This window comes from Ferdinandcohnia sp. SAFN-114 (genome assembly GCF_059415045.1).
In genome coordinates this window covers 16683-43013 of record NZ_JBPFDQ010000017.1, presented here as the reverse complement: position 1 = coordinate 43013, position 26331 = coordinate 16683, and the positions used below count along the sequence as shown (strand labels likewise).

General features: G+C 38.3%; 23 protein-coding genes. 3 read left to right on the top strand and 20 right to left on the bottom strand.

Translation table 11 applies throughout. The features are described 5' to 3' along the window. Positions 1–23: 23 nt before the first annotated feature. The 12 genes from ACR65M_RS07655 to ACR65M_RS07600 form a co-directional block, all read right to left on the bottom strand. Positions 24–2222, bottom strand: a complete 2199-nt coding sequence (locus ACR65M_RS07655) for a helix-turn-helix domain-containing protein (RefSeq protein ID WP_440273017.1) — start codon at positions 2220–2222, stop codon at positions 24–26. 90 nt (positions 2223–2312) lie between these two features. Then, positions 2313–3437, bottom strand: a complete 1125-nt coding sequence (locus ACR65M_RS07650) for an acyl-CoA dehydrogenase family protein (protein ID WP_440273016.1) — start codon at positions 3435–3437, stop codon at positions 2313–2315. 119 nt (positions 3438–3556) lie between these two features. Then, entirely contained in the window at positions 3557–4288 is a 732-nt protein-coding gene (locus tag ACR65M_RS07645) for an ABC transporter ATP-binding protein (RefSeq protein WP_440273015.1), read from the bottom strand. Further along, complete coding sequence (locus tag ACR65M_RS07640; RefSeq protein ID WP_440273014.1) at positions 4285–5055, bottom strand: ABC transporter ATP-binding protein; 771 nt, start codon at positions 5053–5055, stop codon at positions 4285–4287. The genes ACR65M_RS07645 and ACR65M_RS07640 overlap by 4 nt, the downstream gene beginning before the upstream one ends. Further along, positions 5030–6058 (bottom strand): branched-chain amino acid ABC transporter permease, encoded by a 1029-nt coding sequence (locus tag ACR65M_RS07635; protein WP_440273013.1) that lies wholly within the window; start codon positions 6056–6058, stop codon positions 5030–5032. The genes ACR65M_RS07640 and ACR65M_RS07635 overlap by 26 nt, the downstream gene beginning before the upstream one ends. Before the next feature lie 18 nt (positions 6059–6076). Next, positions 6077–6949, bottom strand: a complete 873-nt coding sequence (locus tag ACR65M_RS07630) for a branched-chain amino acid ABC transporter permease (RefSeq protein ID WP_440273012.1) — start codon at positions 6947–6949, stop codon at positions 6077–6079. 79 nt (positions 6950–7028) lie between these two features. Continuing rightward, on the bottom strand, positions 7029–8216 hold the full coding sequence (locus ACR65M_RS07625) for an ABC transporter substrate-binding protein (protein ID WP_440273011.1): 1188 nt from the start codon (positions 8214–8216) through the stop codon (positions 7029–7031). Beyond that, the gene (locus tag ACR65M_RS07620) at positions 8213–9796 is read right to left on the bottom strand and encodes an AMP-binding protein (RefSeq protein ID WP_341330407.1); all 1584 of its coding nucleotides are present in this window, start codon (positions 9794–9796) and stop codon (positions 8213–8215) included. Before ACR65M_RS07620 ends, ACR65M_RS07625 begins: the two co-directional genes overlap by 4 nt. A 65-nt stretch (positions 9797–9861) precedes the next feature. After that, positions 9862–11040, bottom strand: coding sequence for an acetyl-CoA C-acetyltransferase (locus ACR65M_RS07615; protein WP_440273010.1), 1179 nt, complete (start codon positions 11038–11040; stop codon positions 9862–9864). A gap of 11 nt (positions 11041–11051) precedes the next feature. Continuing rightward, positions 11052–11828, bottom strand: coding sequence for an enoyl-CoA hydratase/isomerase family protein (locus ACR65M_RS07610; RefSeq protein WP_341330405.1), 777 nt, complete (start codon positions 11826–11828; stop codon positions 11052–11054). Between the two features lie 219 nt (positions 11829–12047). Next, the gene (locus ACR65M_RS07605) at positions 12048–12899 is read right to left on the bottom strand and encodes a 3-hydroxyacyl-CoA dehydrogenase family protein (RefSeq protein ID WP_341330404.1); all 852 of its coding nucleotides are present in this window, start codon (positions 12897–12899) and stop codon (positions 12048–12050) included. 619 nt (positions 12900–13518) lie between these two features. Further along, a complete protein-coding gene (locus tag ACR65M_RS07600; protein ID WP_440273009.1) occupies positions 13519–14049 on the bottom strand; it encodes a Gmad2 immunoglobulin-like domain-containing protein in 531 nt (176 codons plus the stop codon). A gap of 158 nt (positions 14050–14207) precedes the next feature. On the opposite strand from ACR65M_RS07600, the gene ACR65M_RS07595 reads away from it, so the two are divergent. From ACR65M_RS07595 to ACR65M_RS07585, 3 genes are all read left to right on the top strand, one after another. After that, a complete protein-coding gene (locus ACR65M_RS07595; protein ID WP_341330402.1) occupies positions 14208–14801 on the top strand; it encodes a YitT family protein in 594 nt (197 codons plus the stop codon). Between the two features lie 208 nt (positions 14802–15009). Further along, entirely contained in the window at positions 15010–15474 is a 465-nt protein-coding gene (locus ACR65M_RS07590; protein ID WP_341330401.1) for a hypothetical protein, read from the top strand. Positions 15475–15678: 204 nt separating this feature from the next. Continuing rightward, the gene (locus ACR65M_RS07585) at positions 15679–15894 is read left to right on the top strand and encodes a hypothetical protein (RefSeq protein WP_099361602.1); all 216 of its coding nucleotides are present in this window, start codon (positions 15679–15681) and stop codon (positions 15892–15894) included. 62 nt (positions 15895–15956) lie between these two features. Here ACR65M_RS07585 and ACR65M_RS07580 read toward each other — a convergent pair whose 3' ends face one another. The 8 genes from ACR65M_RS07580 to ACR65M_RS07545 form a co-directional block, all read right to left on the bottom strand. Beyond that, entirely contained in the window at positions 15957–16844 is an 888-nt protein-coding gene (locus tag ACR65M_RS07580; protein WP_341330400.1) for a DMT family transporter, read from the bottom strand. A gap of 212 nt (positions 16845–17056) precedes the next feature. After that, a complete protein-coding gene (locus ACR65M_RS07575; RefSeq protein ID WP_341330399.1) occupies positions 17057–18004 on the bottom strand; it encodes an N-acetylglucosamine kinase in 948 nt (315 codons plus the stop codon). Next, positions 17997–19520: an argininosuccinate lyase gene (gene argH, locus ACR65M_RS07570; protein WP_440273026.1), complete on the bottom strand. Its 1524-nt coding sequence runs from the start codon at positions 19518–19520 to the stop codon at positions 17997–17999. Before argH ends, ACR65M_RS07575 begins: the two co-directional genes overlap by 8 nt. A 1-nt stretch (position 19521) precedes the next feature. Further along, positions 19522–20274: a creatininase family protein gene (locus tag ACR65M_RS07565; protein WP_440273008.1), complete on the bottom strand. Its 753-nt coding sequence runs from the start codon at positions 20272–20274 to the stop codon at positions 19522–19524. A 259-nt stretch (positions 20275–20533) separates the two neighbouring features. Beyond that, positions 20534–22261: an ABC transporter permease gene (locus tag ACR65M_RS07560; RefSeq protein WP_440273007.1), complete on the bottom strand. Its 1728-nt coding sequence runs from the start codon at positions 22259–22261 to the stop codon at positions 20534–20536. Between the two features lie 11 nt (positions 22262–22272). After that, positions 22273–23343, bottom strand: coding sequence for an ABC transporter ATP-binding protein (locus tag ACR65M_RS07555; protein WP_440273006.1), 1071 nt, complete (start codon positions 23341–23343; stop codon positions 22273–22275). Positions 23344–23603: 260 nt separating this feature from the next. Next, positions 23604–24695 (bottom strand): extracellular solute-binding protein, encoded by a 1092-nt coding sequence (locus ACR65M_RS07550; protein ID WP_341330395.1) that lies wholly within the window; start codon positions 24693–24695, stop codon positions 23604–23606. A gap of 123 nt (positions 24696–24818) precedes the next feature. Then, the gene (locus tag ACR65M_RS07545) at positions 24819–26024 is read right to left on the bottom strand and encodes an ROK family transcriptional regulator (protein ID WP_341330394.1); all 1206 of its coding nucleotides are present in this window, start codon (positions 26022–26024) and stop codon (positions 24819–24821) included. Positions 26025–26331: the final 307 nt, after the last annotated feature.

Genomic DNA, 26331 nt, shown 5'->3' with positions numbered 1-26331 from the left:
TGGTCACCGTTTATTAAAATTTATTATAGTAACTCAGTTGAATCAAAATCAAAAAGACTATAAAGCTTATATGCCATCAATAGCTCAAACCGCACTTCTGCATTATTTAAATCGACACCTAATAGTTCAGAGATACGGTCAATTCTATATTCTAAAGTGCTTCGATGTATAAATAATGCATTAGAGGCCTCTCTTACATTGCCATTATGAAGTAGATAAACTTTTAGTGTCCCAAAGAGATCGACGTTATTTTTTTTCGAATACTGCACCAAGGCACCAAGGTTTTTCTTGATAAAGATTTTGGCTGATGCAAAATCACTCGTATTACTTAAAATGGTGTAGGCACCGAGATCATCGTATAATGCATAGCCTCCGTCAGGATTACGATTCATGATTACATTTTTCGCTTTAGTTGCCTTCATGAAACTATCATTATAGTCTTCTAGCTTGGTTGTACTCCCACCAATTCCGATATATGGCGTTATCCTTTCTTTTTTTGCTGAATCTGATAGAAGTTTATATAGTCGTTCCCAAACGTTTTTCTCGCTTGGTGTTTGAACAATGATAATAAAATCATCACTTTTACGACTGAAGATTATGTTTGAAAAATGAAAAGATAAATCAGACTTTATTTGGTCCCATACTCTTGATTTCTTCGCTTCAACCGCAACGACATTCTCACCTGCATCATCAGCTACATAGAAAGAGCCTACTACAACCGTATGGGGTTCAAGTATATTCCAATTGGTCAATGTTGCATATTGGATAATCTTTTCTGGATTTTCAATGGTTTCTGCGAACAATTGATTGATGAATCCTTCTTGTATCTGTTCTTTTGTATCTAGAACGAGTTTCTGCTTAATGAATTCAATTGCATACACATTTAAGACATGGTCAATCGTAAGGCGAATAAGGCGGTTCATTTTTTTCTTGTATAAGCTCACAATCATGTACCCTAAAGCTTTATTTCCCTGCAAAATGGGGAGTACATGTAAGTCTGTGCCATTAACTGTAAAGGTCAAATCTTCTATACTAAGCTTTGTAATTTCACTTTTCTTCTTTGTGATTTCATGTTCGTATTCATTTTGGAGGTGTTTTTCCTCCTGTTTAACCTTTGAGGTAATTGGATTCATAAATCTATCATATAAAAATACGGTACTATCAATCATGGCGCTAATTGTATTTGTGATCTCAACTAAATCTGCACCTTTTACTGTCTTTTTTACTAATTCTTGTTGATGCTCTACGATGGTCTCAAGATTTTTTTTACTCTCGTATTCAAACCGATAAAGTCTTGCGTTTTCGATTTGCATGGACACGAAGTCCGAAACAAATTTCAAAAATTCCAGATCTTCATCCGTAAAATAGCCTTCCCCACCGGTTGTGACATAAATAACGCCAATCGTCTTCAAATTAACTAGTAATGGAACTGTGAGTTCTGTTCCTCCTGATACCTCAACATATGGAAAATAGGAGTCCAATGATTTATTTGAATGGATGTTTATCTTAATTGGATGTCCGACTGGCCCATACCATGGGGGATGAAGGTCAAAGCTTGTGTTTTCTTCATCATATAAATAGACGCATGCACCATTTGCTTGGGTCCCTTTACATGCACGTTCCACCACTTTTTCGATGATATGTTCGATTGAAGAGTTTGGAAGGATATTCTCCTTAATCCACTCGATTCCCTTCATTTTTCGTTTTTGACTTTCCTTCTCACGCGCGATGATTAATGAGGATGCAACATCATGACCAAACTCTGTAAAAATTTGTTCAGCTTCAATGATTAATGGAATAAATTCTCGAAAGCCTATTACGCAAAGACCAAAGCTTTCGTTTAGGTTATGTAGGGGGACTGTAAACCATGTTGATAAGTTTTCATTTTTGATGGCAGTATGAAAGGCACATTTAGTCTCTTCACGCTTATCCTTCTGCCACCAAATTGCATTTTTCAGGAGTTTTGGAGAGCAGTCGTTGACATCTAAGTGAAGTGTTTGATCGATTGTGAACTGTTCTCCTTTCCAAACTTTGGGGACAAGCCTTCCTTTTTCATAGAGGACGACTCCCACTAAATCACAGGCATATTCCTTATAAAACCCTTCTAGCAAGTAATCTAGTGTTTCTTCAATCGTGTCAAATGTAACAAGGTGGCGCGCCATCGTTCGTAAATGAGTATCAATTTTCTTCATTAACTTTTCTCGTTCACTCGTTAGCTTCAAAAAAATCGCCACCTTATCCTTTGTTTTCTATATACATTCCACTTTATAATTCGAATTCCTTCTTAAAGCGTTCATTTTATATAGATTGGCCTATTTAAGTATTTCTTTAGCGATAACAACTCTCTGAATTTGATTCGTTCCTTCATAGATTTGCATGATTTTTGCATCCCTAAAATACTTCTCGACTGGGTAATCACGAATAAATCCATAGCCACCAAAAATTTGTACGGCATCTGTTGCTACTTTCATTGCGGTATCAGAGGCAAAGCACTTTGCAAAGGAAGCATGCTTGATGGATGGAGTACCCGATTGTAAAAACTGGACAGCTTGATGAACAAGGAGCCTTGCCGCTTCAATATTCATCGCCATATCCGCAAGCATGAATTGGATCGCCTGTAGATTTGAAATTGGTTTTCCGAATTGAGTTCTATCCTTCGAATAAGAAAGGGCATCTTCATAGGCAGCTTGAGCAATTCCTACTGCTTGAGCTCCTACCATCGGTCTAGCAATCATGAGCCCTTGTAAAAAGATTTTTAAGCCGGCACCTTCCGCACCGATTCGATTCGATGCTGGAACACGTACATCTTCGAAAATGACAGATGCTGTATTTGAGGCTCGTAAGCCAAGCTTTTTCTCTTTGACACCTACCTGTAACCCTTCTGAATCTCGATCTACGACAAATGCTGTAAAACCACTATCTTTTACATTGGTTAACACAACAAAAAAGTTAGCATAGCTTGCATTCGTAATAAAACATTTTTCACCATTTAAGATGTATTCCTCACCACTTCTGATTGCGGTCGTCTTTAAAGAGCTAACATCACTCCCTGCACCTGGTTCAGTCAAGGCAAACGAGGCAAACTTTCCTTCCCTAGTGAGTTGGGGCAGATATTTTCTCTTAAGCTCTTCACTTCCACCCACTAGAATTGGGTATGAAGATAGTGAGTTTGCTTCTATGCTTGTTGCAACACTCGCACATGCTCTTGCAATTTCTTCAACGATTAAAGCATGTGAGAGTTTATCAATGCCCGGCCCTCCATATTCCTCTGGTATTGCTAGGTTGGATAAACCTACCTCATGTAGTTTTCTTAGAATGTCTAGCGGAAATTCTTCTTCCTCATCATACTGCCGTGCAAAAGGTGTAATTTGATTTTTTGCAATGTCACGTGCAAAGCTTCTAATTGTTTGCTGTTCCTCTGTTACGATAAAGCTCACTTTTATCACCCTTTTTTATGAGGTTATCAAAAAGGCCGGTTGAAAATGACATAATGTATAGGAACTTCGACTAATTACCGACGCAGTCCTTTTCATTTCATCCTCCTTTTTGACAAACATTATATGACTTTCTCTGTATAACCTAAATATGTGGATTGAACGAGTGGATTTTGGATTAATTCATCTGCTCTGCCTTCAAGGACAAATTTGCCTCGGTCCATCACATATGCTCGATCAGCAACACTAAGGGCTGCTTTTACATTTTGTTCAACTAAGATCACCATTGCACCAAACTCATCCCTTATTTGCTTCATAATATCAAGGATTTCTTTTACGATTAAAGGCGCTAATCCCATTGAAGGCTCATCTAGAAGGATCACTTTTGGATCAGACATTAACGCCCTTGCAATGGCTAACATTTGCTGTTCTCCTCCACTTAATGTTCCTGCAATACTATTCATATGCTTCTGTAATCCTGGAAACATCTCAATCATTCGGTCTATCTTTGTAGTAATAATCTGTTTTTCTTTTCGGTATTTAAAATACATTCCAAGAACCAAATTTTCCTTAACCGTTAGATTTGAAAAGATTTGACGCCCTTCAGGGACAAGAGAAATTCCTTGTTCGACTACTTTATGAGATTTCACGCCCGTTAAAGATATATCATTATAAAAGACTTCACCTTCAGTTGGCTTGTAGATACCCGAAATCGTTCCGAGCAAAGTACTTTTTCCTGCTCCATTCGCTCCGATGATCGATATGATTTCTCCAGGATTCACTACTAGATTGATTCCATCGATTCCTCTAACTCTACCATGATAGGTAGTAAGATTGGTTGTGCGGAGTGTCATAATACTTCCTCCCCTAAATAAGCAGCTATTACCTTTTGGTTTTTCTTAATCTCATCTGGTGTTCCTTCAGCAATCTTATTTCCAAAGTCAATTACAACAATTTTATCTGCAATTTTCATGACTGTATTCATGTCATGTTCCACAAATAGAAATGAATAGCCTTCTTGTTTCATGTCGAGTAGGATATCTGCAACTTTTGCCGCTTCTCCGTCATTAAGCCCTGCCATTGGCTCATCAAGTAATACAAGCTTTGGTTTCGAAACGATTGCACGTGCAATTTCTAAAAGTTTTTGCAGTCCATATGGTAGATTTCCTGCAATTTGGTCTGCTTGATCAAGTATGCCTACCTTTTCCAAAGCTTCTTCAGCAAGCTGTTTTGCCATTTCATCATCTTTATTTACCGCCTTGGTTCTTAATGCCGCAAGAAAAACATTCGTTTTCATTTGAGGGTGAACACCGAGCATTACGTTTTCAAGAACAGTCATGTTGTCAAAAATTTGAAGGTTTTGAAACGTACGAGTAATTCCTTTAGAAGCTAAACTATGAATCGGTGACCCATTTAACTTTTCCCCCAAAAACCAGACCTCACCACTAGTACTAGGCAGAACAGATGAGATCATATTAAATAACGTTGTTTTCCCAGCACCATTCGGACCAATAACAGCGAGTATTTCTCCTTTATTCATTGTGAAAGAGACATCGTTTACTGCCACAATTCCGCCGAATCGTTTCGTTAAATGATTAATCTGCAGGATGATTGTTTTCATTTACGACAACGTCCTCCTTTCTTGTTACAGGACGAACTTTATCCTTAACCCGTTCGTAAAGATTGGCACCTGTCGGGATAAGTCCTTTTGGCATAAACATAACGACAAGGATTAAGACGAGACCATACACAATAATTTCGACTTCTCCACTTACATCAAATAACAATGGAAGATAATCCTTCACCCATTCACCGAGCATCGTCATTAAAAAAGCACCAGCTATTGCACCCCAAATAGATTGGGAACCGCCTACTACTACCATTACTAGAAATTGTATCGAGACTAATATGTGAAAAGTAGATGGTGTAATAAAATTCATAAAATGAGCATACATACTTCCTGCAACTGCTGCAAAAATGGCACTTAATACAAAAATATGAAGTTTAAACTTTGCTACGTTAATTCCTAATGACTTTGTTGCAATCTCACTATCATGAATGCCTCTTAACACCCTTCCAACATGGGAATGTACAATATTTAGGGAAACGATGACGATTAAAACAACAATTCCCCAAATAAAATAGTAGAAGCTCAACTCTTGTTGTAAAACAAACCCAAAAAGATTTAATTTTGGGATTCCAGATAAACCAGCAGCACCCTTGGTAATGTCGGTTAGTCCTAGCAAAAGAATAAATACAATAACATTGACACCAATAGTTGCAAATGCTAAGAAATGTTCTTTCAATTTTAATATAGGAATTCCGATAACAAATGCTAGAAGACCTGTCACTAGTACCCCAACAATAAGTGCAATCCATGAAGACATTTGATAACTTGTCGTTAAAACTCCTGTAAAATAAGCACCTAATCCAAAGAAAGCAGCATGCCCAAGTGATATTTGGCCTGCATACCCCATAAGCAGACTTAATCCAATTGTAACCATGCTATATATTCCAATCAGGATAAATAGACTTAACATATAAGAATTATTGAATAATAATGGAAGTACGATTATCGTGGAAAGCATGACAATCAATGGTTTTGTCCGACTAGGATACAACATGTTTCAATCCCCCTCTCCTCACACGCGATTCCCAATAACTTTTGACATAATTCCATTTGGTGCAACAAATAGAACAAGTAATAGAATTCCAAAACTTATCGCATCGCTGTATGAAGTGGATATATATCCTGCTGAAAAAGATTCGATAATACCAATTAAGAAGCCCGCAATTACTACCGCCGGAACCTTCGTCATTCCTCCGATAATCATCGCCATAAAACCTTTTAATCCAAGCATTAATCCCATATCATAAGTTGCACCTGTTACAGGGGCAATGACAATCCCAGCAATCGCTCCTACAGCCGCACTTAAAACAAATGCCAATGTAGACATGGAAGAGGTATTGATGCCCATTAGCCTTGCAGCTACTGGATTTACAACACAGGCTTTTAACGCAGATCCGGTAATTGTTTTTTCAAAGAAGATATAAAGAAGTGCTAGTAAGAAAAATAGCGTACATATGACCCAAATGCTCTGTGGCATTAGTACAGCTCCCATAATTTGAATCGGATTGTTGGCTGAAAATGCAGGTAGAGACTTTGGATATGTCCCCCAAGCAAATAGTCCGATTGCTTTAAGAACCATGGATAAACCTACTGTTATGATGATTAAGTTTATAAAACTTGCATTTTTCGTTGGAGCAATTGCGAGTTTCTCAACAGCAAATCCGATCAATGCTGTACACAAAACGGCTAACAGAATAGCAACATAAATCGGTAAGCCTAGACTTGAAAAAGTGATGCAAAACATCGCACCAAGCATTGCGAACTCACCTTGTGCGAAATTAATAATACCTGTCACATTGTAAATTGTTACGAACCCGATTGCGATTAATGCATAGATACTTCCAGTCGTTAAACCTGTAATCAAATATTGAATAACGGCATCCATCGTAACCCTCCTTTATCAAAAGAACTTAGAAAGCATGCATGACTCACATCATACATGCTTCAATTGATTATCTAAGATTCTATTCTATTTCCCAGCCGTTATCCCCAACCTTAAGGATGGCCATACCATCACCCTCAACACCATTACGATTTTCTGGTGAAAGATTATACGTCCCTGTAACACCTTTATAAGAGATTGTTTCTAAATATTTCTTAATAGATTCGGAATCGGTATTACCTTCGGAAATAGCTTGTAACACCATTTGAATCCCATCATACGCATAGCCGCCAAATGGACCTGGATTATAATCGTACTCTTCCATAAATGGTTCAGCAAAGTCTTTAAAGAGCTGAGTTTGTTCGTTATCTTCTAATGAATCAAGAACATTTAATTTACTTCCAAGCACCAATACTCCAAGCCCATCTGCTCCAACTTGATCTAAGAAACCTTGATTACTTACAGCATGGCTTTGAATCATAGGAACATCAATGCCCAATTGTGAGTAGTTTTTGGCAATAATTCCTGCTCCAGGGGGACGTGACCAAATAATGATAGCACCTGGATTTTTAGGCTTTATTTTCGTTAACTGGACAGTCATATCAGTAGCTTCAGCATCAAAATCTTCCTTTGCAACAATTTCAATACCATTTTCTTTTGCCATCCCTTCAAAGACAGGAAGTCCAGTTTGACCAAAGCCGTCCCTTGCATTGATCCAAGCAACACTATCAATATTGTTATCTTTTAAATAATCAATTACATTTTGAAGTACTGTTTCGTTGCTTTGAGGCGCTTGAACCGTGTATTCATTTAATTGGTCATCATTCAGTACACCTAGCGCAACGAGCGGAATTTTATTTTCAGCAGCTACACCCATCAGTGCCACACTCGTACTGGTTTGAGTTCCTCCTACTACAGCTGTAACATTATGTTCTGAAATCATTTTTTTCATAAGTACAACGGCATTTGTATCATCTGTTTCATAATCCTCGATGATAAGCTCGACCTTTTTCCCATTAAAATCTTTGTCTTTTAGTTGTTTGTTTAGTAATCTAGCAACATCTGCCTCAGGTTTACCTAACGCAGATGCTGGACCAGTATCTGCAACGATGACACCGATTTTAATCGTATCTGAGGATTCCCCACTCGACTTCGCATCGCCTCCACTGATTTCTCCATCAGTTTGTTTTGAACCTCCACTGCAGCCTGCGATAACAAATAAAGTTAAACAAATGACCAGAAATGACCACACCCAAGATTTTTTTCTCATCTTAATTCGGCCCCCAATTTTTCTTTTAATTGATCCTGAAGAGATATTTTTCTAATTTTCCCGCTTGCTGTCATCGGAAACTCATCTATAATCAGTAACTTATCTGGGACTTTATAGTCAGCAACTTTTGGTCTTATGAACTCCAAAAGTTCCTTAACACTTGGTGAAGTATTTGGTTTGATTTTTACGCAAGCACAAGAAATTTCCCCTAATACCGTGTCAGGGAGTCCAACGATGGCCACTTCCATTACATCCGGGTGTGTATAGAAAACTTCTTCTACTTCTCTTGGATAAATATTGTAGCCACCACGAATGATCATTTCTTTTTTTCGTCCAACAATTCTTAGGTTTCCTTGCTCGTCTAATGTGCCTAGGTCACCGGAATAAAACCATCCATCCTCATCCAATGCTTCCCTCGTTTTTTCAGGCATATTGTAGTAGCCCTTCATGATCCCGAAACCACGACAAGCTATTTCTCCAACTTCATTAAGACCAACATCTTCCTTAAATTCGTTAACTATTTTCACTTCGGCACCTGGCAGTACCTTTCCAACCGTTTCGGCACGAATTTGGTCGTCATCATCAAAAGCAGTCATCGTAAGGGTAGGTGATGTCTCGCTTAAACCGTAACAAACAACGATATCACAGCCCATATCCGTACGAATTCGCTTAACAATCTCTACAGGACACGGAGCCGCTGCGATAATACCTGTTCTTAAAGATGACAGGTCATAATTTTTGAACTCAGCATGATTAAGCTCTAAAATGAACATTGTTGGTACGCCATGCTTTACTGTGATTCTTTCATTTTGAGTGGTTTTCAACGCTTCTTTGGCATTATATTTTTCTGCCAAGACCATTCGTGCTCCTACAGCAATCGTACTTAGAATGCTTGGCACCATACCAAATACATGGAAAAGTGGTACAGCTACATAAAAGACATCCTCTTCGGTACACTTCATCTCTTCAGCGGTAATAATCGCGGTGTTCACAAAATTACTATGGGTAAGCATCGCCCCTTTTGGAGCTCCTGTGGACCCTGAAGTATACAAGATACAGAAAATATCATCCTCCGAATCGATTGGGACAGGGGAAAAAGGATGATCGTCAACTCTTTCAAGTAATTGCTCATAACTCATATGGCCATCTTTCACGCACCGAACTGTAATGAGTCTTTCAAGACTTGTGACATGTTGGATAGCTAACGTAAATTGTTCATAATGCTTGACTCCACCAAATTCTTCGGTAAAAAAGGCAATCTTAGCTTCAGAATTACGTAAAATGTACTCAACTTCATCTTGTCGGTAACGAGTATTGAAAGGAACGATGATGCCTCCAAGATGAGAGACAGCCATATAAATTACGACAAATTCATTCCAATTTGGTAAGCAAACCGCAATTTTATCTCCCTTTGTAATGCCGATTTCTTGTAGTGAGGCTGCTAGATTAATAGACTTCTCCCATAACTCCTGATAGGACAGCCGTGTATAACCATCGTATGAAACTTCGTGATGAGGATCCTTTTTGCAAACGTTTTCTAAAAGCTCTGAAACACTAAGTTTGCTTAATTCTTTTTTCATGTAATTCACCCCAATAACTAAAATTTCCTTTAATCAGTCAGGGCTGAAGCCCCGACTGATTAAGACTACAAGACTTCCCAAATCGCCGCGATTCCTTGGCCCCCACCGATACATAATGCAGATGCGCCGTATTTTTTATTTCTTCTCTTAAGCTCGTAAATGAGCGATAAACTGATTCTTGCACCACTTGCTCCAAGTGGATGACCTAATGCTACCGCACCACCATTGACATTCCCAATGCTCGGGTCAAAGCCTAGTTCCTTTTGGCAAGCAAGATATTGAGCAGCAAAAGCTTCATTGATTTCAATCAAATCCAAATCCTCAACTCTCATATTTGCACGCTCTAATGCTTGTCGAATTGCTGGAGCAGGTCCGATTCCCATGTAATTTGGCGCAACGCCAACTATTCCCCATGAAACCAATCTTGCTAAAGGTTTTAGATCTGATTTTTCAGCATATTCACTTGAAGTGACGACCATCGTCGCTGCGCCGTCATTAATGCCACTTGCATTCCCAGCCGTAACTACACCGTTTTCTTTAAATCTAGCTGGTAATCGATTTAAAACATCAGTTGGTGTATCACGTGGATGTTCATCTTGATCGATTACCTTTTCACTTTTTCTTACTTTCACCGTTACCGGTACAATTTCCTTTGCAAAAAAACCTTTTTCTTGTGCTACTAATGCACGCTTATGACTTTGTGAGGCAAACTCATCAATTTGTTCTCTTGAAATCTCATATTTTTCAGCTAGGTTTTCCGCTGTAATGGCCATTGAGCATTTCCCATAGGGATCATAGAGAGCTTCCCATAAGTAATCCTCCATTGGCGCTTTTCCGAGTGGTAAGCCCCATCTAGCACCACGAACAATATGTGGAACCTGGCTCATATTTTCTGTACCACCCGCAATGCTAACATTTGAGTCTCCTAGTTTAATAGATTGCGCAGCGCTAACGATGGCTTGTAAGCCTGAGCCACAAAGTCGATTGACCGTCAATCCTGGCACATGCTCAGGAATACCTGATTTTAACCCGACATGTCTTGCCATATAAATGGCGTCAGTACTGGATTGAATAACATTTCCGATTACTACCTGATCCACTTCTTCCGGCTGGATTGATGACCTTCGTATTGCTTCCTTTGCTGTATGCACGGCAAGGTCAATCGCTGATACATCACGAAATGATCCCCCGAATTCTGTAAAAGCAGTACGTGCACCATCAATGACAACAATTTCTTTGCTCAATATACTTCACCTTACCTTCCAACAAATTGTGGCTTTCTCTTTTCTACAAAAGAATTCATTCCTTCAACACGATCTTCGCTTGCAAAGGCATTTCCGAAACAAGCAGTTTCAAGGTCTAAGGCTACCTGTAAATCCACCTCTGTCCCTCGGTTAATAGAAGTCTTTAGCATTTTCATTGCAATCCGTGGCTTTTGGGCTAATTTTTCAGCCCATTCAATCGCTTCTTCTAGTACACGCTCTGATTCTACTACCTTATTGATTAAGCCCACTTCGAGTGCTTTTTCAGCATCAATCATTTCACCGAAATAGAGCAATTCTTTCGCTTTGGCTTGGCCGATTAAACGTGGAAGACGTTGTGTTCCACCCCCACCAGGGATAATGCCTAAATTAATTTCAGGTAATCCAAATTTTGTCGTTGGTGAGCCGATTCGGAAATCACAAGCAAGTGCTAATTCACAGCCACCACCTAAAGCAAGCCCATTTACCGCAGCAATTACCGGCTTTGAAATAGATTCAACTTTGTCATAAGCAAGACGAGAGATTCTTGACATCTCCATCATGTCGGCTCCATTTAAGTTGACCATTTCATTAATATCAGCACCTGCGGCAAAAGCGCGATCGCCCTTTCCTGTAAGAATAATGGCGCGAACCTCTGAATCCTTTTCAAGTTCCTCGAATAAAGTGAATAACTCATTATATACTTGGCTACTTAACGGATTGTATGGTGGACGATTTAAATAGACGATCCCGATATGTTTATCATTTGAAAGATATTGAACTGTATCCATTGTTACATAACACAACCTTTCGTATTATAAGAATCAAATACGCCTTGGCGTATTTGCGCCCAGATTTTTTCGTGCTTGCTCGAAAAATTTCCTTTTAAAATCTGTGGCATCTGCCAGAGGCTTAACTTTAGTCAGCCTAGTGTTGAAAATCCACTTAATTGTTAAGCTTATTGAATTCATCCAACCACTTATAATAGTTGGGAACTCCGCTGAGTAAAGTTAATAGTCGTACCAGCCTGCACCAGCTTTCTTCCCAACTCGGCCTGCGCGAACTAAATTACGCAATGTAAGTGGTGCTGCAAATCGTTGATCCTTGAATTCTTCGTAAAAATAATCCATAACATGAAGCCCAATATCAACCCCAGCATAGTCTTGAAGGGTAAACGGCCCCATTGGGTAATTCAGCCCTAATGTAACAGCCTTATCAATGTCTTCTGGAGTTGCAACTCCTTCTTCCACTAAGCGGATTGCTTCAATAAATTGAGGAATCATGATTCGATTGACAATAAATCCTGGTACATCTTTTTTTACTTCAATTGGCTCTTTTTTCATCGCGATTGCCAACTCTTTGAATACGCTTACAGTTTCGTCACTCGTTCTATAGCCTCTAATAACTTCTACTAATTTCATTACCTGTGGTGGATTGAAAAAATGCATTCCCGCTACTTGTTCAGGTCTGTTTGTAACACTCGCAAGTTCAGTGATCGACATTGAGGAAGTATTGGATGCAATCAACGAATCAGGCATTAAAATTTCATCCAACTGCTTAAATATTTCCTTCTTCGTATCTAAATCTTCAATGATAGCTTCGATGACGACATCACAGTCTCTCACATCAGACATGTTAGTCGTTAGTATTATTCTTGAAAGAATTGCTGATTTATCATCTTCGGTTAATTTCCCTTTGCTTATGGAACGATTCATTAATTTTTCCATGCGTGCTTGTGCACTATCTAGAAATCTTTGTTCGACATCTACGAGCACTACCTCGAATCCGCAAATTGCTGCTTGATGAGCAATTGCCCCTCCCATAGTTCCTGAACCAATTACGCCAATTTGGTTAAATTTCATGGCAAACCCTCCGATATGTAAATTTTTCATTTAGAAATCATAATTTTTATAATTTTCATATTAATTATAGTGCTTTTAGGAAAAAGCTATCTACCGTAAATTAGAGGAATCGGAAGGTGCTGATTTCGGAAATTAGCGGAAAGGATAACGTAATGTCCGCAAGATTGAGCATTTATATAAAGGCTGTTTTCGCAAACTTTGTTGTTTTTATATCGTTGACTTCCGCTTCAGGTGGACGCTTTCCGCGGGCGTGGCTTGAGCCTCCTCAACGAAATGTGGAGGCGGCTTGCACAGAAACGAGAAAATTGGCCACTCCGACAAAGAGGCGTAATTTGCCTCTGAAGGAGGAGTTGAAATTTCTCGAGTTTCTAGCCGCTACAACTGGACAAGTCGCTACCGCTCCTGCGGGGTCTCAAGTCTCACGCTTTTCCCGCAGGACATTGAATTTACTTCTTTGAAATAACCCACGCACGAAGAAAATGTGAATACATTTTCGAGGAGTCGCCACCTTACGCTCCAATCAACTTGGTTTGCAATTTATTAACAAAAAGCAACAATCTTTTAGAAAAGAGCCTATATAAAAAAGCTGACTCTGCATCGAGTCAGCCTTCGGGTTAATCTATTTATTTGTCAGTGGTATCGTTAATACATTCTCTTTCGAACCATCTTTAGCGGAATAAACAAACAGTTCAAACCTGGCTTCATTTTTTGCATTTGCTATTAATTCTTTCTCAATCGGAATTTCAAAGTCACCCCAAGATGGTGCACCTACTGTTTGATAGTTGTTTTCTACTAGCTTTTCCTCACCATCATAAACTGCATAATCAAAAACACCTTCAAATACTTGAGCTTTACCAGTAAATACGAATTCATTATCCGTCTCAGACACTTTTACATCTTTGAAGATTTTGTTCTGGTAGACTTTATCTTCGTTTGTCGGTGTTACACTATTTTCGGTACCTTGCTCATTTTCATCAACTTCATTATTTTCTTCTTCCTGAGTCGCTTCATCTGTATTGTTATCAATTTGTTCCTCTGTCTCATTCACCTGTTCATTCTCATCAGGTGTATTAGTCTGATCGTTTTGATTACATGCGCTTAGGATTGCGGCAATGCTTAATACAATCAGATAGAATATTATTTTTTTCATTAGAATACCCCTCCTCAACAGAATATCTCTCTCCTTTTCTATTCTGTGAATATTAAAGGAAAAAAATACCTAGGTACTGGTTATAAAAGTTGTCCATAATGGTATATTTTTTGCATATAAATAGTACATGTCCATTTAGACAGGAGAGTTCTAATTCGATGTCATTCTTTATAAAAGCAGCTGCTATCCTTATAGGCAGTATAACAATTGCAATCGGAATCAATACTTTTTTAATACCAAACAGGGTTTTAGATGGTGGGATTATTGGTTTAGGTCTAATTATTAGTTATTTATTTCATACCAATGCTGGGTTCACGATTATGATATTAAGTATTCCTATCTTTATTATCTCTTGGTTTAAGTATCGCTCTTATTTTTTTAACAGTTTGCACGGTATGTTTCTTTCCTCATTTTTCATTGACCTGTTTCATAACTTAAATCAACTCCGTTTACATATTTCTCCTATACTTAGCTCGTTTACAGGTGGTGTCTTGATTGGTTTTGGTATTGGGATTATGCTTCGCTTTGAAACAAGTACTGGTGGGACAGATTTATTAGCCCAGTTCTTATCAGAGATCGTGAAAATGAATGTAGGAATCATTATTCTAATTATTGACGTTTTTGTTATTTGTCTTGGAGGGGTATTGGTTTCTAGTGATACATTCTTACTTTCAGCTATAACCATTTTAGCAGGTGGATTAACTACTAGTCTGTGCACATGGAATCTGAAAAATAATGGTAATAGAATGTAACTCTACTTTCACGGTATTTATGTTTGGGTAAAACGTCTAGTCATAGGACAATAATGGAACATATGATGAAATTGTGTTTATCAAATTAGTGAAATCACTAAATGAGATATTTTAATAAAACCATTTAATAGTCGATGTTTCACCTTTTGCTCGCGCCAATTCTTGGATATTTAAGTAAAGGACAGGGAGATGGAGTTATATGGACATTGTGGAAGAAAAACAATACCATGAGGAGTTATTGGAATGGTGTAGTAACATTTATTTTCACTGGGAAAGGAAGAAACCAAGGTTTTTAAAATTATTTGATTTGAAGAGCTTAGAAGAGTGGGAAATGTCATGTAGTGAATTGAAAGAGAAATTACAGACGAATAGGAAAGCGGAAATTGATGAATATCAAACAGCTCAAAAATTATTTGAGCAGTGGGAAATTTTTTATAGCGAATTAATCAATGGTCAGAAAGAAATTACTTCTGATGTGAGGGAGATGCCTGAGTTGTCCCCAGATTCCGATATGGTAATAGAACTGGCAAATCAGGAAAGTAATAAAGCAGAGGATGAACTTATCAATATGACAATTAAAATGGAGATCCCGATACAGGAATTTAGAAAAATTTTATTAGACTATAAAAAAGAAGTAATAAACTGGGAGTCTACCATAATTCCCAAAATATAGAATGTTAAATTTCCTATTCACGCCTCACCTCTTTTCTTATAAATAAGAGGTGATATTTTTTTCATCAGAAATGAGCATTTGAAAACTAATATTCCCGCTCTTAACTAAATTTATTTTAACAATTAATTCAACCAATATAAAAAATCGATTTAGGTAAAATATTACCGTTGTCATTATAACAACAAAAATGTAGGAGGCGGTAATATGGCAAATCAACTTGATACAAATAAATTAAAACAAGCAGAAGCTCAAGCTTCAATTGCAAAGGACATGATTACTTCGGCAATTGAACAGTCAGCCGCAAACCAAATTTTAGCAAACGAAGCTTTAAAATCAGCTTCACAGGAGATTGCTCAAATTCAAACACTAATAAGTCAAGCACAATCTACACTTCAAGCACAAACAACAGACGAATCTTAAAGTAATATGGACCCCTTTTTTTACAAGAAGGGGGTCCTTATATCCGTGTAAGAAATCAGATATCAACTCCCTTGGGACGTTGCTGGCACTTTTCTCTGATACGTTGATAATAGGACTCCACCGACTATAAAAAGTGATCCCACCATTTCTGCACCAGTTATTGGTTTGTATAAAATTATTAATCCCATTATCATGGCTACAAAGGGTTCTAGATTTGATAAAATGGATGCCTTTGAGGCATCGACAAATCTTATATAATTATTCCAAATCAGATTAGCGATACCATGTACCACAACGGCCGTACCGATCAATAAAGCCCAATCAGAAAAGTCTTGGCCTATTCGTAAAGGTGAGTCCAGTAAAAAAGCAAATGGAATTGCTACAAATAGTCCTACTAAATTTGAATATAACGTAATAGTCAGTGGGTCTGTTCTGTTGGATAAAAGCCTTGTCATAATAATCATAATCGCAAATGTTATCATCGTTACAACAATCCAAACAAGGCCTTTGTCCACTTGAATTGTTGAAAAAGTTCCTTTTGTTACAACAAAATAAATACCTATGATAGCAACAATCGACCCTATGAACATGCGCTTTGTTAATTTTTCTTTTAAAAATATGCCAGCTAATATACTTGTTAAAATGGGCGTAGTTGCTAAAATTAACGCAGATGTGGTTGGATCCGCTGTTTGCAATCCTTTAAAAAAAGACCATTGGTTTATAAATACACCGATTACCCCTAGAAAAAAAACAGAAAGAAAATCTGATTTTCTTAGCAGTTTAAAGTGTTTTTTAAATAAGGTTAATCCAATCAAAAAAATAACAATAAACATAAGCCTTAACATCGTTAATAGTGCTGGTGAGAAATCTAATACTAAAATTTTTCCAAATATAAAATTGCTGCCCCATACTACTACGCAAAAAGTTAGCCAAGAATAAGCTTTTAACATGAATAACACCATCCAGAGTTCAAAAATGACGACTTTTATAGTTTAAACACCCTAGATGGTTCCGTAAACATTTCTGTTTCTATACAGACCAATTCTACATATTTCAGCACTTAAATCAGCTTTTTTAGTTTATTTTGAATGAAATATTTAAAATGTCCTCTTTCGAACTGCCTAACCGGTAGTTTGAAAGAGGACATTTAATGGGGTGAAATCTATTTCAACTTCAACCCACGCTTGATTATGCTTTGAATGGGTTCTTCAGTTGTGGTTATCATGTTTACTTTTGGAAAACTAAGCTGAATCCTGTTACGAACTTGATTTTTTATGTAGTGGTTATGTTGAAAAACGCCACCTTGTAAAATCAAATCAATTTCGCTCTGTTGGATGCCTGCATTTTCAATTGCAGTATGTAGGAGAAGCAGCAATTCCTCTGCAGCACGCTCTAATATCCGTTTACTTACTGGATCCCCCAACCGAAATGCCTCATCGACTGTCGTTGCAATGGCCCCCACGTCATCAACTGAATATGCATCACTATAAGCCCAATTATAAAGTTCTTCAATTTTTGTAAAATCAAATTTCTCCAATACTAACTTGGCTAACAGTGTATTTTCTCCACGGCCATCTTGCATTTTCAGAACGGATTCAATGGCTTGTTTGCCAATCCAATAACCACTCCCTTCATCGCCAAATCGGTGGCCCCATCCACCGGAACGGACAATTCGATTATTGCCATCATGAGCAAAAACGATAGAGCCTGTTCCTGCAATTAAGAGGACGCCAGCTTTGTTTTGGGTCGAGCCTAAAAGGGCAGAAAGACAATCATTTTCTACTACTAATCTCTCAATCTTAATTGGCAACCCGATAACCGTTTCCTTTACAACTCTGGAGACTTCTTTTTCATCGTTGTCCGTATCAATACCGGCAAGCGCAAATACAGCTTTTTTCACCACACTACTCGGATTAATCCCTGCATCCATAAAGGCAGCAAGTATGGCTTTTTCTAGTGCTTCTTTTACTCTGATAGCCCCTGCTACATGATAATTTGTGGCACCAGCTCTTCCTTCACCAAGAATGGTTCCATTTGCATCAACTAGGACCGCAAGTGTTTTTGTTCCACCCCCATCGACCGCAAGCAGTTCGATGGTATTCTTATTCATTGGCTCCAGTCCAATCTGTTATGAAGCTTGAAACGTTAGCCGCGGATTTGTTAAGATGTTCTTGTTTTTCATCTAACCAAGCTGAAAGTTCTTCTTGTTCAGTTAAGCGTGTTTTAATTGTTTTTTCCATTCTACTTGGACTTGGTCCACCCTCTAAATCGCGGATTTTAACAAAATACTCTGGACTTAACACTTGCTTTAATTCTTCTGCTGTTAAGGTAGATTCCTTCCCAACTATCTTTCTAGATTTCTCATTTAATAAGTCTATTGTTAATGATTCTAACGATGTTTTGCCTTGATTTGTAAGCTCTTTAACTGTAGAACTTACAACATGATGTGCTTGGCGAAAGGATAGACCGTCACTACGTACAATTGTATCCGCTAATTCCGTTACATTCGCAAAGCTTTCACTTGCCCGTTTGAGAAGGGTTTCTTTATTTACTTCCATTGTAAGTAAGACAGAAGTCAACAACTCATAAATGCCACCGAGTCTTTCAATGGCTTTCCAGATGTATGGCTGCATGTCATCTTCAGTATCGACAATGTCTCCGAATGGGGTGTTATGAACCATTAATAATACTGTTTGACAATCACCCGCTACACTGGATAAAAGTGCTCTCATGTGTTCAATCGAAACAGGGTTTCGCTTTTGCGGCATGATTGAACTGATCTGTACATATGGAGCAGAAAGAAGAAAAACGCCATATTCCTGTGTTCCCCATAATAAGAAATCTTGCATAGACCGTCCGAGATTCAAGGCTGATAATTGAACAGCAGTCGCTGTTTCTGCGATATAGTCGGCACCTGCGACAGCATCCCAGGCATTATCAATCATATCCTCAAAACCTAGTAAATCCTTCATCCGCTCTCTGTTAATTGCAAAACCAGAAGTTGTGAGTGCTGCTGCCCCCATACTGCTGCGGTTTACGGTTTTATAAGCAGCTTGAAGTCGAACTATATCACGAGTTAACATATCGGTCATTGCATTTAAATAATGGGCTAATGTTGTTGGTTGCGCCTGTTGCGTGTGTGTGTACCCAATCATAATTGTTTCTTTATGTTCATCGGTCATTTCGATAAGAGCTTCGCGGAGCTTTAAAGCCTTTTCTATTAAAGGAAGAAGCTTTTTACGTAATGTCATTCGATAGATGGCAATCCCCATATCATTGCGGCTCCGAGCAATATGAAGGTTTCCTGCAATGTCTCCTGCATCTTCAATCAATGCATGCTCAACTTCAAAAAATAAATCCTCAAATTCGCCTGTATAGCTTCTCTTTTGAATTTCATCTTGATCAAGGTGGGAAACTGCCACAGCAATTTTTTTTGCCTCTTCTTTTCCTACAAGCCCTTGTTCGACTAACATGATTAAATGGGCATTGTGAATTTCAATCATTGAATCAAGCAATTGATGTTTTGCCTCATTATAAGCTGGTTCAAGTACCATTGATGTATATGTTTTAGAAGGAAAAACTGTACCTTCAATTTCAATGATCTTATCTCTAAGTGAGTTTTTCATTCTAGTCAATCCCTTCTGTTTCTTCATCAGCGATCCAATTTTTGATTAACTCATTCATGTTTACCGCTGCCTTTTCTACAATTAATTTTCCTTTTTCATAGGAGATTTGTTGAATGAGACCTGTATAGCCATCCCAAGCTCTCGGTGTTCCTTCTACTAGAACATATGGCATAGAAGAAAGTGGGGACACCTCTTTAAATTCTGTGTCCCATTCTTGTACACGCACCAAATCGGGACGAAATGCTTTGACCGCAGACATTTCATATGGGCCACCATGACCTCTACCCTTTGTTCCTACAAAACCGATTTCTTCAGCTGCATCGATCGCAACCATCTGCCACCAATTGATTAACAAGAAGCTAGCGTCCGTGTGTTTTCCTGTCACATATTCTGCGACTGTTCGAGAAACTCCCATATTGGCATCATGAGCATTTAAAAGAACAATCTTCTTAATCCCTTGGTTGATAATTCCCATCGTAATATCAATTAAATATTCGGTAATTATACTTGGCCGAATCGGGATCGTCCCTTGATATTTAGCTGTTTTTCCAGGACATGCTGTGTAGGGTACCGTTGGAAAAACAGCTCCGCCTAATTCATCATCAATTAAATCTGCAAATCCATCAGCAAGAATAATATCCGTTCCTAAAGGAGAATGCGGCCCATGGTACTCAAAACTCCCTAGAGGAACAACCGCAAACGTAGCCTGATCCAATTCCTTCAAGTCTCTTCCGTGAACATCACTAGCCTTCATACGAATTTCCTCCTCCTATATCAAATGCGCCTTGGCGTATTTGCCGCCAGATTTTTAGGCCCACACGATATGGGTCATAAAGACGTTGCCACAGGATGTGGCGTTATTAGTCTTTGAACTTACTGCTCGAAAGATTCCTTTGAAAAATCGTGGCATCCGCCGGAGGCCAAACTTTATTCAGCCTTGGTTAGAACACGCCTTGATTAGGTCACATCCTGCTTCCCCTCTTCTAAAAGTAGAGGCTCTCAGCTGAATAAAGTTAGATTGCGGAGCCTGCCTTTCCATCCGTAATCTTTTGTGAAATAAATAGAACTGTAATAATTAAAATGATTTGAAGAACGCCATATGCACACGCAGTCCCAAATTGGAAAGCGTACATTTTTTGGAATATCGCAACTGATAGTGGCATCGTTGACGTACTATAAATTAGGATTGAAGCAACGAATTCACCTAACCCCTGAACTAATGCAAGTAAGGTACCTGCAAGAATACCTGAGAAGGCCATTGGAACAACTACTCTTCTAAATGTGTACCACCAATTGGCCCCTAAACTTCGCGCTGCTTCTTCTACCGATTCATCCATTTGCATTAAAGCTGCAGAAGTAGAGCGGAAAATCAATGGTAAATGTCTTACAAAATAGGCCAAAGGTAAAATCCAGAAGGTACCGATTAACACTTGGTTAAAACTGAACACGTTAGGTTCACTAAATGCTGCGATTAAGTTAACCGCTACAACCGTACCAGGTAATGCCCAAGGAACCATGATGAGAATATCTAATAAGGCTTTGCCTTTAAATTTAGTCCGAACCATTGCATAGGCAGCTGCCACACCAAACAGGATATTACCTGCTGTTGCAACAAAACTCATCTGTAAACTGTTCCAAATTGGGCGCCATGTTCGCTCATCTGTAAATAGATCAATATAGTGTTGAAGGGTGTACGCAGTCGGGATAATTTGCACCGTCCATTCCCCGTCCACAGAAAACGAAATAAGTACAAGAACAAGAATTGGAAGCATCAAGATTATAACCCCAACAAATGAAAGGAACATTGATAAGTATTTTACAAATGGGGAACGTAATTCAGTTCTGTGAACACTGATCCCTTTGCTTTGGTTTTGGAAGTTACGCCTTCCTTGATACCATCTCATTAAAATTAAGAATGAAATAGACACAATGGAAAGGATTGTTGATTGCGTTGCCGCCATATCTAAATCTCCATTTGTACGAGATAGATAGATTTGCATAGTCATGGTTCTTTCTACACCGAACATTAAGGGAGCTGTATAGGAAGCCATTGAAATCATAAATACAAGCAAAGAAGATGCCACGAGTGCTGGAGTTAGCATTGGCAGAATTACCTTTCTCCAAATGCGAATCCTTCCAGAGCCAAGGCTTGTTGCCGCCTCTTCCAATGAAGGGTCTAACCCTTTGATGGCTGCAGCAGCCGTTAAATAAAAATAGGTATACATCGTGAAGGTGTGTACCACAATTACCCCAACGACACCTCTTAAGGCAAATGGAACCTCTTCCAGATTAAATAGTGCTTGAAAAGCTCTCGGAATAATTCCACTTTCCCCATAAAGGAAGGTAAATGACAGTACCCCTACTAGTGGAGGTAACGCCATTGGTACTAGAATTAAGACAGAGAGAATTTTTCTTCCTGGAAATTCGTAACGTTCCATTAAAAATGCCATCGTGACACCAACAATGGCACAAGTAATTACACTAATTACCGATATATATATACTTGTCCAAAGCGCCTCTAGGTTTGCTGTACTTGTTAAACCAAAGAAGCGTTGGTAATTTTCGAGATTTGCACCTTCTTCACCGACCACGGATTGGATAAACGTTTGATAAAACGGATAAATAACATAAGCTAATAACACTAAAAACAATGGAGAAATTAAAACATACACAAAATATTTTGAACGGGTTAGTCGTGCCCACCAGTTCTCTTGCACTACAGTACTTTGATTCGCACTCATTCTTTCACCTCCTATTCACCAATCAAGTAAATTCCATTTTCGGGTACGTGAAGGGTAATTGAATCACCGCGACTTAGGATTTTGTTACCTTTATTAATAATCATGACTTTTATCAAATTGGATCCTATTTTCACAAGATAATTGATGCTGACCCCTGTAAATTCAACAAGCTGGACCGTTCCTGTTAGTTGGTTCACGCCTGGTCCTTCATGCAATGCTTCTGGTCGTATCGAGCATTTGATTTTTTCACCTGCAACAAGCTTTTTCCCATTTGCAGATTGAGTCATTGAACCTGTTACGAAAACATCCTCTTCCAATTTCACTTTAACTGCATCGCCATTAATCTCAACAACTTCGCCATTAACAATATTAGATTCACCAATAAAGGAGGCTACAAAGTGGTTAGAAGGACGATTATAGATTTCTTGAGGAGTCCCAATTTGCTGAACAACGCCATCTTTCATAACCATTATGCGATCAGACATTGTCATCGCTTCTGTTTGATCATGAGTAACATAAATCGTTGTGACACCTAATTCAACTTGTAATCTCTTAATCTCAATTCTCGTTTCCTCACGCAATTTCGCATCTAAGTTTGACAATGGTTCATCGAGTAAAAGAATATCCGGTTCAATAACGAGTGCACGTGCCAAAGCAACACGCTGCTGTTGACCACCAGATAACTCATTGATTTTACGCGTTCCATATTGATCAAGGTGAACAAGCTTTTGTGCTTTTTCTACCTTTTCTTTAATAACGGCCTTTGGTAATTTACGTACTTCAAGACCGAATGCGATATTTTCAAATACAGTCATATGTGGGAATAGGGCGTAGTTTTGGAACACCATACCAATGTTACGCTTGTTTGGCTGGAGGGTTGTAACATCTTTATTGTCAAACAGGATTTTTCCCTCTGTAGGAAAATAAAATCCCGCTATCATCCTCAATGTCGTTGTCTTCCCACATCCTGATGGACCTAAAAATGTGAAAAACTCACCAGGTTTTACGTCGATATTTACATTTTCTACCCCTCTTGCTTTACCAAACATTTTACTAACATGATCAAGTCTTACATTTTTCAAACCAAACACCTCGCTGTATAAAAATGAAACTTCCTTAAACTTTAAAAAGGGGTGAAAATAACTCTTCACCCCCTTTTAATCAAATGCGCTTTGGCGTATTTGCGCCCAGATTTTAGGCCCACAGGACGTGGGTCACAAAGACGTTGCCATAGGATGTGGCGTTTTTAGTCTTTGATCTTACGCTGCGAAAACTTCCTCTAAAATATCTGTGGCATCCGCCGGAGGCTTTAACTTTATTCAGTGAATAAAGTTAAAACCTATTAATTTTTACCTTTGATATTTTCATCCCAATGTTGCATCCACTCAGCTTCTTTTTCAGCCATTACTGACCAATCAAGATCTAATGACTTAAGTTCAAGCTCTTGATACCATTCTGGCATCGTAGACTTATCAATATCTGTACGAGTTGGAATTTGGTATAAATCTTCAGCTAACGTTGTACGTGTTTCTGGTTCAAACAAGAACTCATAGAATAATTTTGCATTCTCAAGGTTCTTTGCATTTTTCACAAGACCAACAGCATCAACTAAGATTGGTGCACCACTTTCTGGATACACGAAATCAAATGGTTGGTTATGCTGGTTTTTTTGAATTAAAATATCTTGCAGATTCCAAAGGGAAATAGAACCTTCTTGACGAGCAAGCTTTAAGTATAGATTAGTAGGATCTTGTGCATATTCTTTTGTATTGGCATCTAATTTTGCAAGCCATTCGTACCCAGCATCTGGATTATCAGCACCTTGCTCATGAATCATTGCAGAGTAGATGGTTCTCATCGTTCCTGATGCTAATACACCACGGATAATAATTTCATCCTTCCATTTTGGATCAAGAAGATCATCCCAATCCTGTGGAGCTTCTTCTTTCGAAAGCATGTCAGAGTTAATCATGATTACCTCTGGTAAAAGCATTTCACCATACCAACGGCCTTCAGCATCCTTATGTTCTGGAAGAATGCTAGCATCAAAGCTTGGCTTAAATGATTCAAGTAAATCTTCATCTGCTGCTGTCATGAACGCAGATTGCGTACCTCCCCACCAGAAATCAGCTTGTGGATTTGCTTTTTCTCCACGAACACGCTCAAGAACTTGTTGAGCACCCATTGTTAATACATCAACCTTGACATCTGGGTACTTTTCGTTGAACATCTCGACAACTTGATCCACAATTGTTTGGTCACGAGCTGTGTAGATTACAAGGTTACCACTTGCTTCAGCTGTTTCTTCCGTTTTGCCATCGTCATTTCCATCAGCTGGCTCCTCTTCCTCAGTAGAAGAACTACCAGAGCATGCCGATACAAAGAGCATCAATGCTGCAATCAAAAGAACTAAAAAATGCTTCTTTTTAAACATAAGAATCCCCCTTAAATCATTTTATTTATTCAAAAGTAGGACAAATCGTCCTACTAAGAATCAAATAGAAGATGAGCTTGTTATAAATTATGCAGATAAGTTATGTGTATTCTGCTTTTCCAGCTAGTTTAAGATACTTTCATGTTCTCTGAGGAATAGCGAGATAGCTCCAAGAACGCCTGCATGATCTCCTAAGTGCGACAATTGTAATTCAACTGAACTCGGAAGATATCTTTGAACCATTAGTCGTAATTTAGGAAGAATATAATCGGATGACTTCATGACCCCGCCATCTAATATGATTATTTCTGGATTTAATAGAGTGGCTGCATTGATAATTCCATATGCAAGATGTTCAATCGCTTCATCTACCACTGTTTGGGCAATCTCATCACCTGCTTTTGCCAGTAAAAAAGCCTGCTCTCCTGTAATTTCGGATTTCAGTGCCTCTTTATACATAGGGTGATCCTCGTGTTGCAAGATCAGCTTTGTTACTTTTTCTCCGATTGCTTTCCCTCCAGCAACACTTTCAAGATAACCATACCGGTGAAAAGTGGGTTTAAATTCATTTTTTATATCGTTCTTATCGGTGACGATATATCCGAATTCCCCAGCCGCATTTGAGAAGCCACGATATAACTGATTTTGAATAATAATGCCACTTCCAATTCCAGTCCCGACGGCAATAAATAAAACATTTTCCTTATTCTTCGCATTTCCTAACCATTGTTCTCCAAGAACTGCTACATTCACATCATTATCAACGAAGACTGGGAAAGAAAAGTATTGCTCCGCCTCCATCAAAATCGGATAACGAACCCAATTTAAACTTGGTGCTTCCACAACAACGCCTGATGCTGTTTCCGTAATGCCTGGTACGCCTATTCCCATTCCTAATATCTTTGTTGGGTCAAGCCTGCTACTTTGTATCAACTCTTGTACCTCTTTATGTATTTGTTTGATTAAGCCACTTTCTAAATACTTACTTGTGCTAAAGCTTGTTGAACATAGCATCTTTCCGTTCAGATCGGAAATAATAATTCTTACCTTTGTTCCTCCAATGTCTGTTCCAATTACATAAGCAGCATTTTCATTAAAATATAGATGAATAGGCCTTCTTCCTCCTTGTGAAGAGGATTCACCATTTCCCTTTTCACAAATCCAATTCTCTCGTACTAGTTCATCAACCAGTAAGGAAACAGTCGGTTTACTAATATTTAGTTTTTCAGATATTTCTGCCCTTGAAATTGGTTGATAATATCGAATACATTGCAGGACCATTTTTTTATTATTCGTTCGTACACGAAGATGGGATGGTAGTTTATTCATAACATCACGGCCTTATTTCATATAGTTAGTTAGTAAGTTTAACTAATTCAACTACACTATATAACAATTTGATATCGTTTACAATACTAAATTTTCAAAATTTAATAAGTAGACTGGTAAAGCTTATTTTCACTATTATATCAACAGTTTGTCTTATAACTATATACCCCCTACGTTATACCTACAAAGAAACAGCAAATAGTTATTTGGTAATATTTACAATATTCAGAAAGGATATATAATTCGAATTGAAGGAATGATCATTAGTTAGTTAGTTACAATTACTAACTAAAAATCCTAAGAAAGG

Coding starts and splice junctions, on each gene's coding strand:
- ACR65M_RS07645 (WP_440273015.1), bottom strand. CDS start 4,288: ATGACACTCCGCACAACCAATCTTACTACCTATCATGGTAGAGTTAGA.
- ACR65M_RS07640 (WP_440273014.1), bottom strand. CDS start 5,055: ATGAAAACAATCATCCTGCAGATTAATCATTTAACGAAACGATTCGGC.
- ACR65M_RS07635 (WP_440273013.1), bottom strand. CDS start 6,058: ATGTTGTATCCTAGTCGGACAAAACCATTGATTGTCATGCTTTCCACG.
- ACR65M_RS07630 (WP_440273012.1), bottom strand. CDS start 6,949: ATGGATGCCGTTATTCAATATTTGATTACAGGTTTAACGACTGGAAGT.
- ACR65M_RS07625 (WP_440273011.1), bottom strand. CDS start 8,216: ATGAGAAAAAAATCTTGGGTGTGGTCATTTCTGGTCATTTGTTTAACT.
- ACR65M_RS07620 (WP_341330407.1), bottom strand. CDS start 9,796: ATGAAAAAAGAATTAAGCAAACTTAGTGTTTCAGAGCTTTTAGAAAAC.
- ACR65M_RS07610 (WP_341330405.1), bottom strand. CDS start 11,828: ATGGATACAGTTCAATATCTTTCAAATGATAAACATATCGGGATCGTC.
- ACR65M_RS07605 (WP_341330404.1), bottom strand. CDS start 12,899: ATGAAATTTAACCAAATTGGCGTAATTGGTTCAGGAACTATGGGAGGG.
- ACR65M_RS07600 (WP_440273009.1), bottom strand. CDS start 14,049: ATGAAAAAAATAATATTCTATCTGATTGTATTAAGCATTGCCGCAATC.
- ACR65M_RS07595 (WP_341330402.1), top strand. CDS start 14,208: ATGTCATTCTTTATAAAAGCAGCTGCTATCCTTATAGGCAGTATAACA.
- ACR65M_RS07585 (WP_099361602.1), top strand. CDS start 15,679: ATGGCAAATCAACTTGATACAAATAAATTAAAACAAGCAGAAGCTCAA.
- ACR65M_RS07580 (WP_341330400.1), bottom strand. CDS start 16,844: ATGTTAAAAGCTTATTCTTGGCTAACTTTTTGCGTAGTAGTATGGGGC.
- ACR65M_RS07575 (WP_341330399.1), bottom strand. CDS start 18,004: ATGAATAAGAATACCATCGAACTGCTTGCGGTCGATGGGGGTGGAACA.
- argH (WP_440273026.1), bottom strand. CDS start 19,520: ATGAAAAACTCACTTAGAGATAAGATCATTGAAATTGAAGGTACAGTT.
- ACR65M_RS07565 (WP_440273008.1), bottom strand. CDS start 20,274: ATGAAGGCTAGTGATGTTCACGGAAGAGACTTGAAGGAATTGGATCAG.
- ACR65M_RS07560 (WP_440273007.1), bottom strand. CDS start 22,261: ATGAGTGCGAATCAAAGTACTGTAGTGCAAGAGAACTGGTGGGCACGA.
- ACR65M_RS07550 (WP_341330395.1), bottom strand. CDS start 24,695: ATGTTTAAAAAGAAGCATTTTTTAGTTCTTTTGATTGCAGCATTGATG.
- ACR65M_RS07545 (WP_341330394.1), bottom strand. CDS start 26,024: ATGAATAAACTACCATCCCATCTTCGTGTACGAACGAATAATAAAAAA.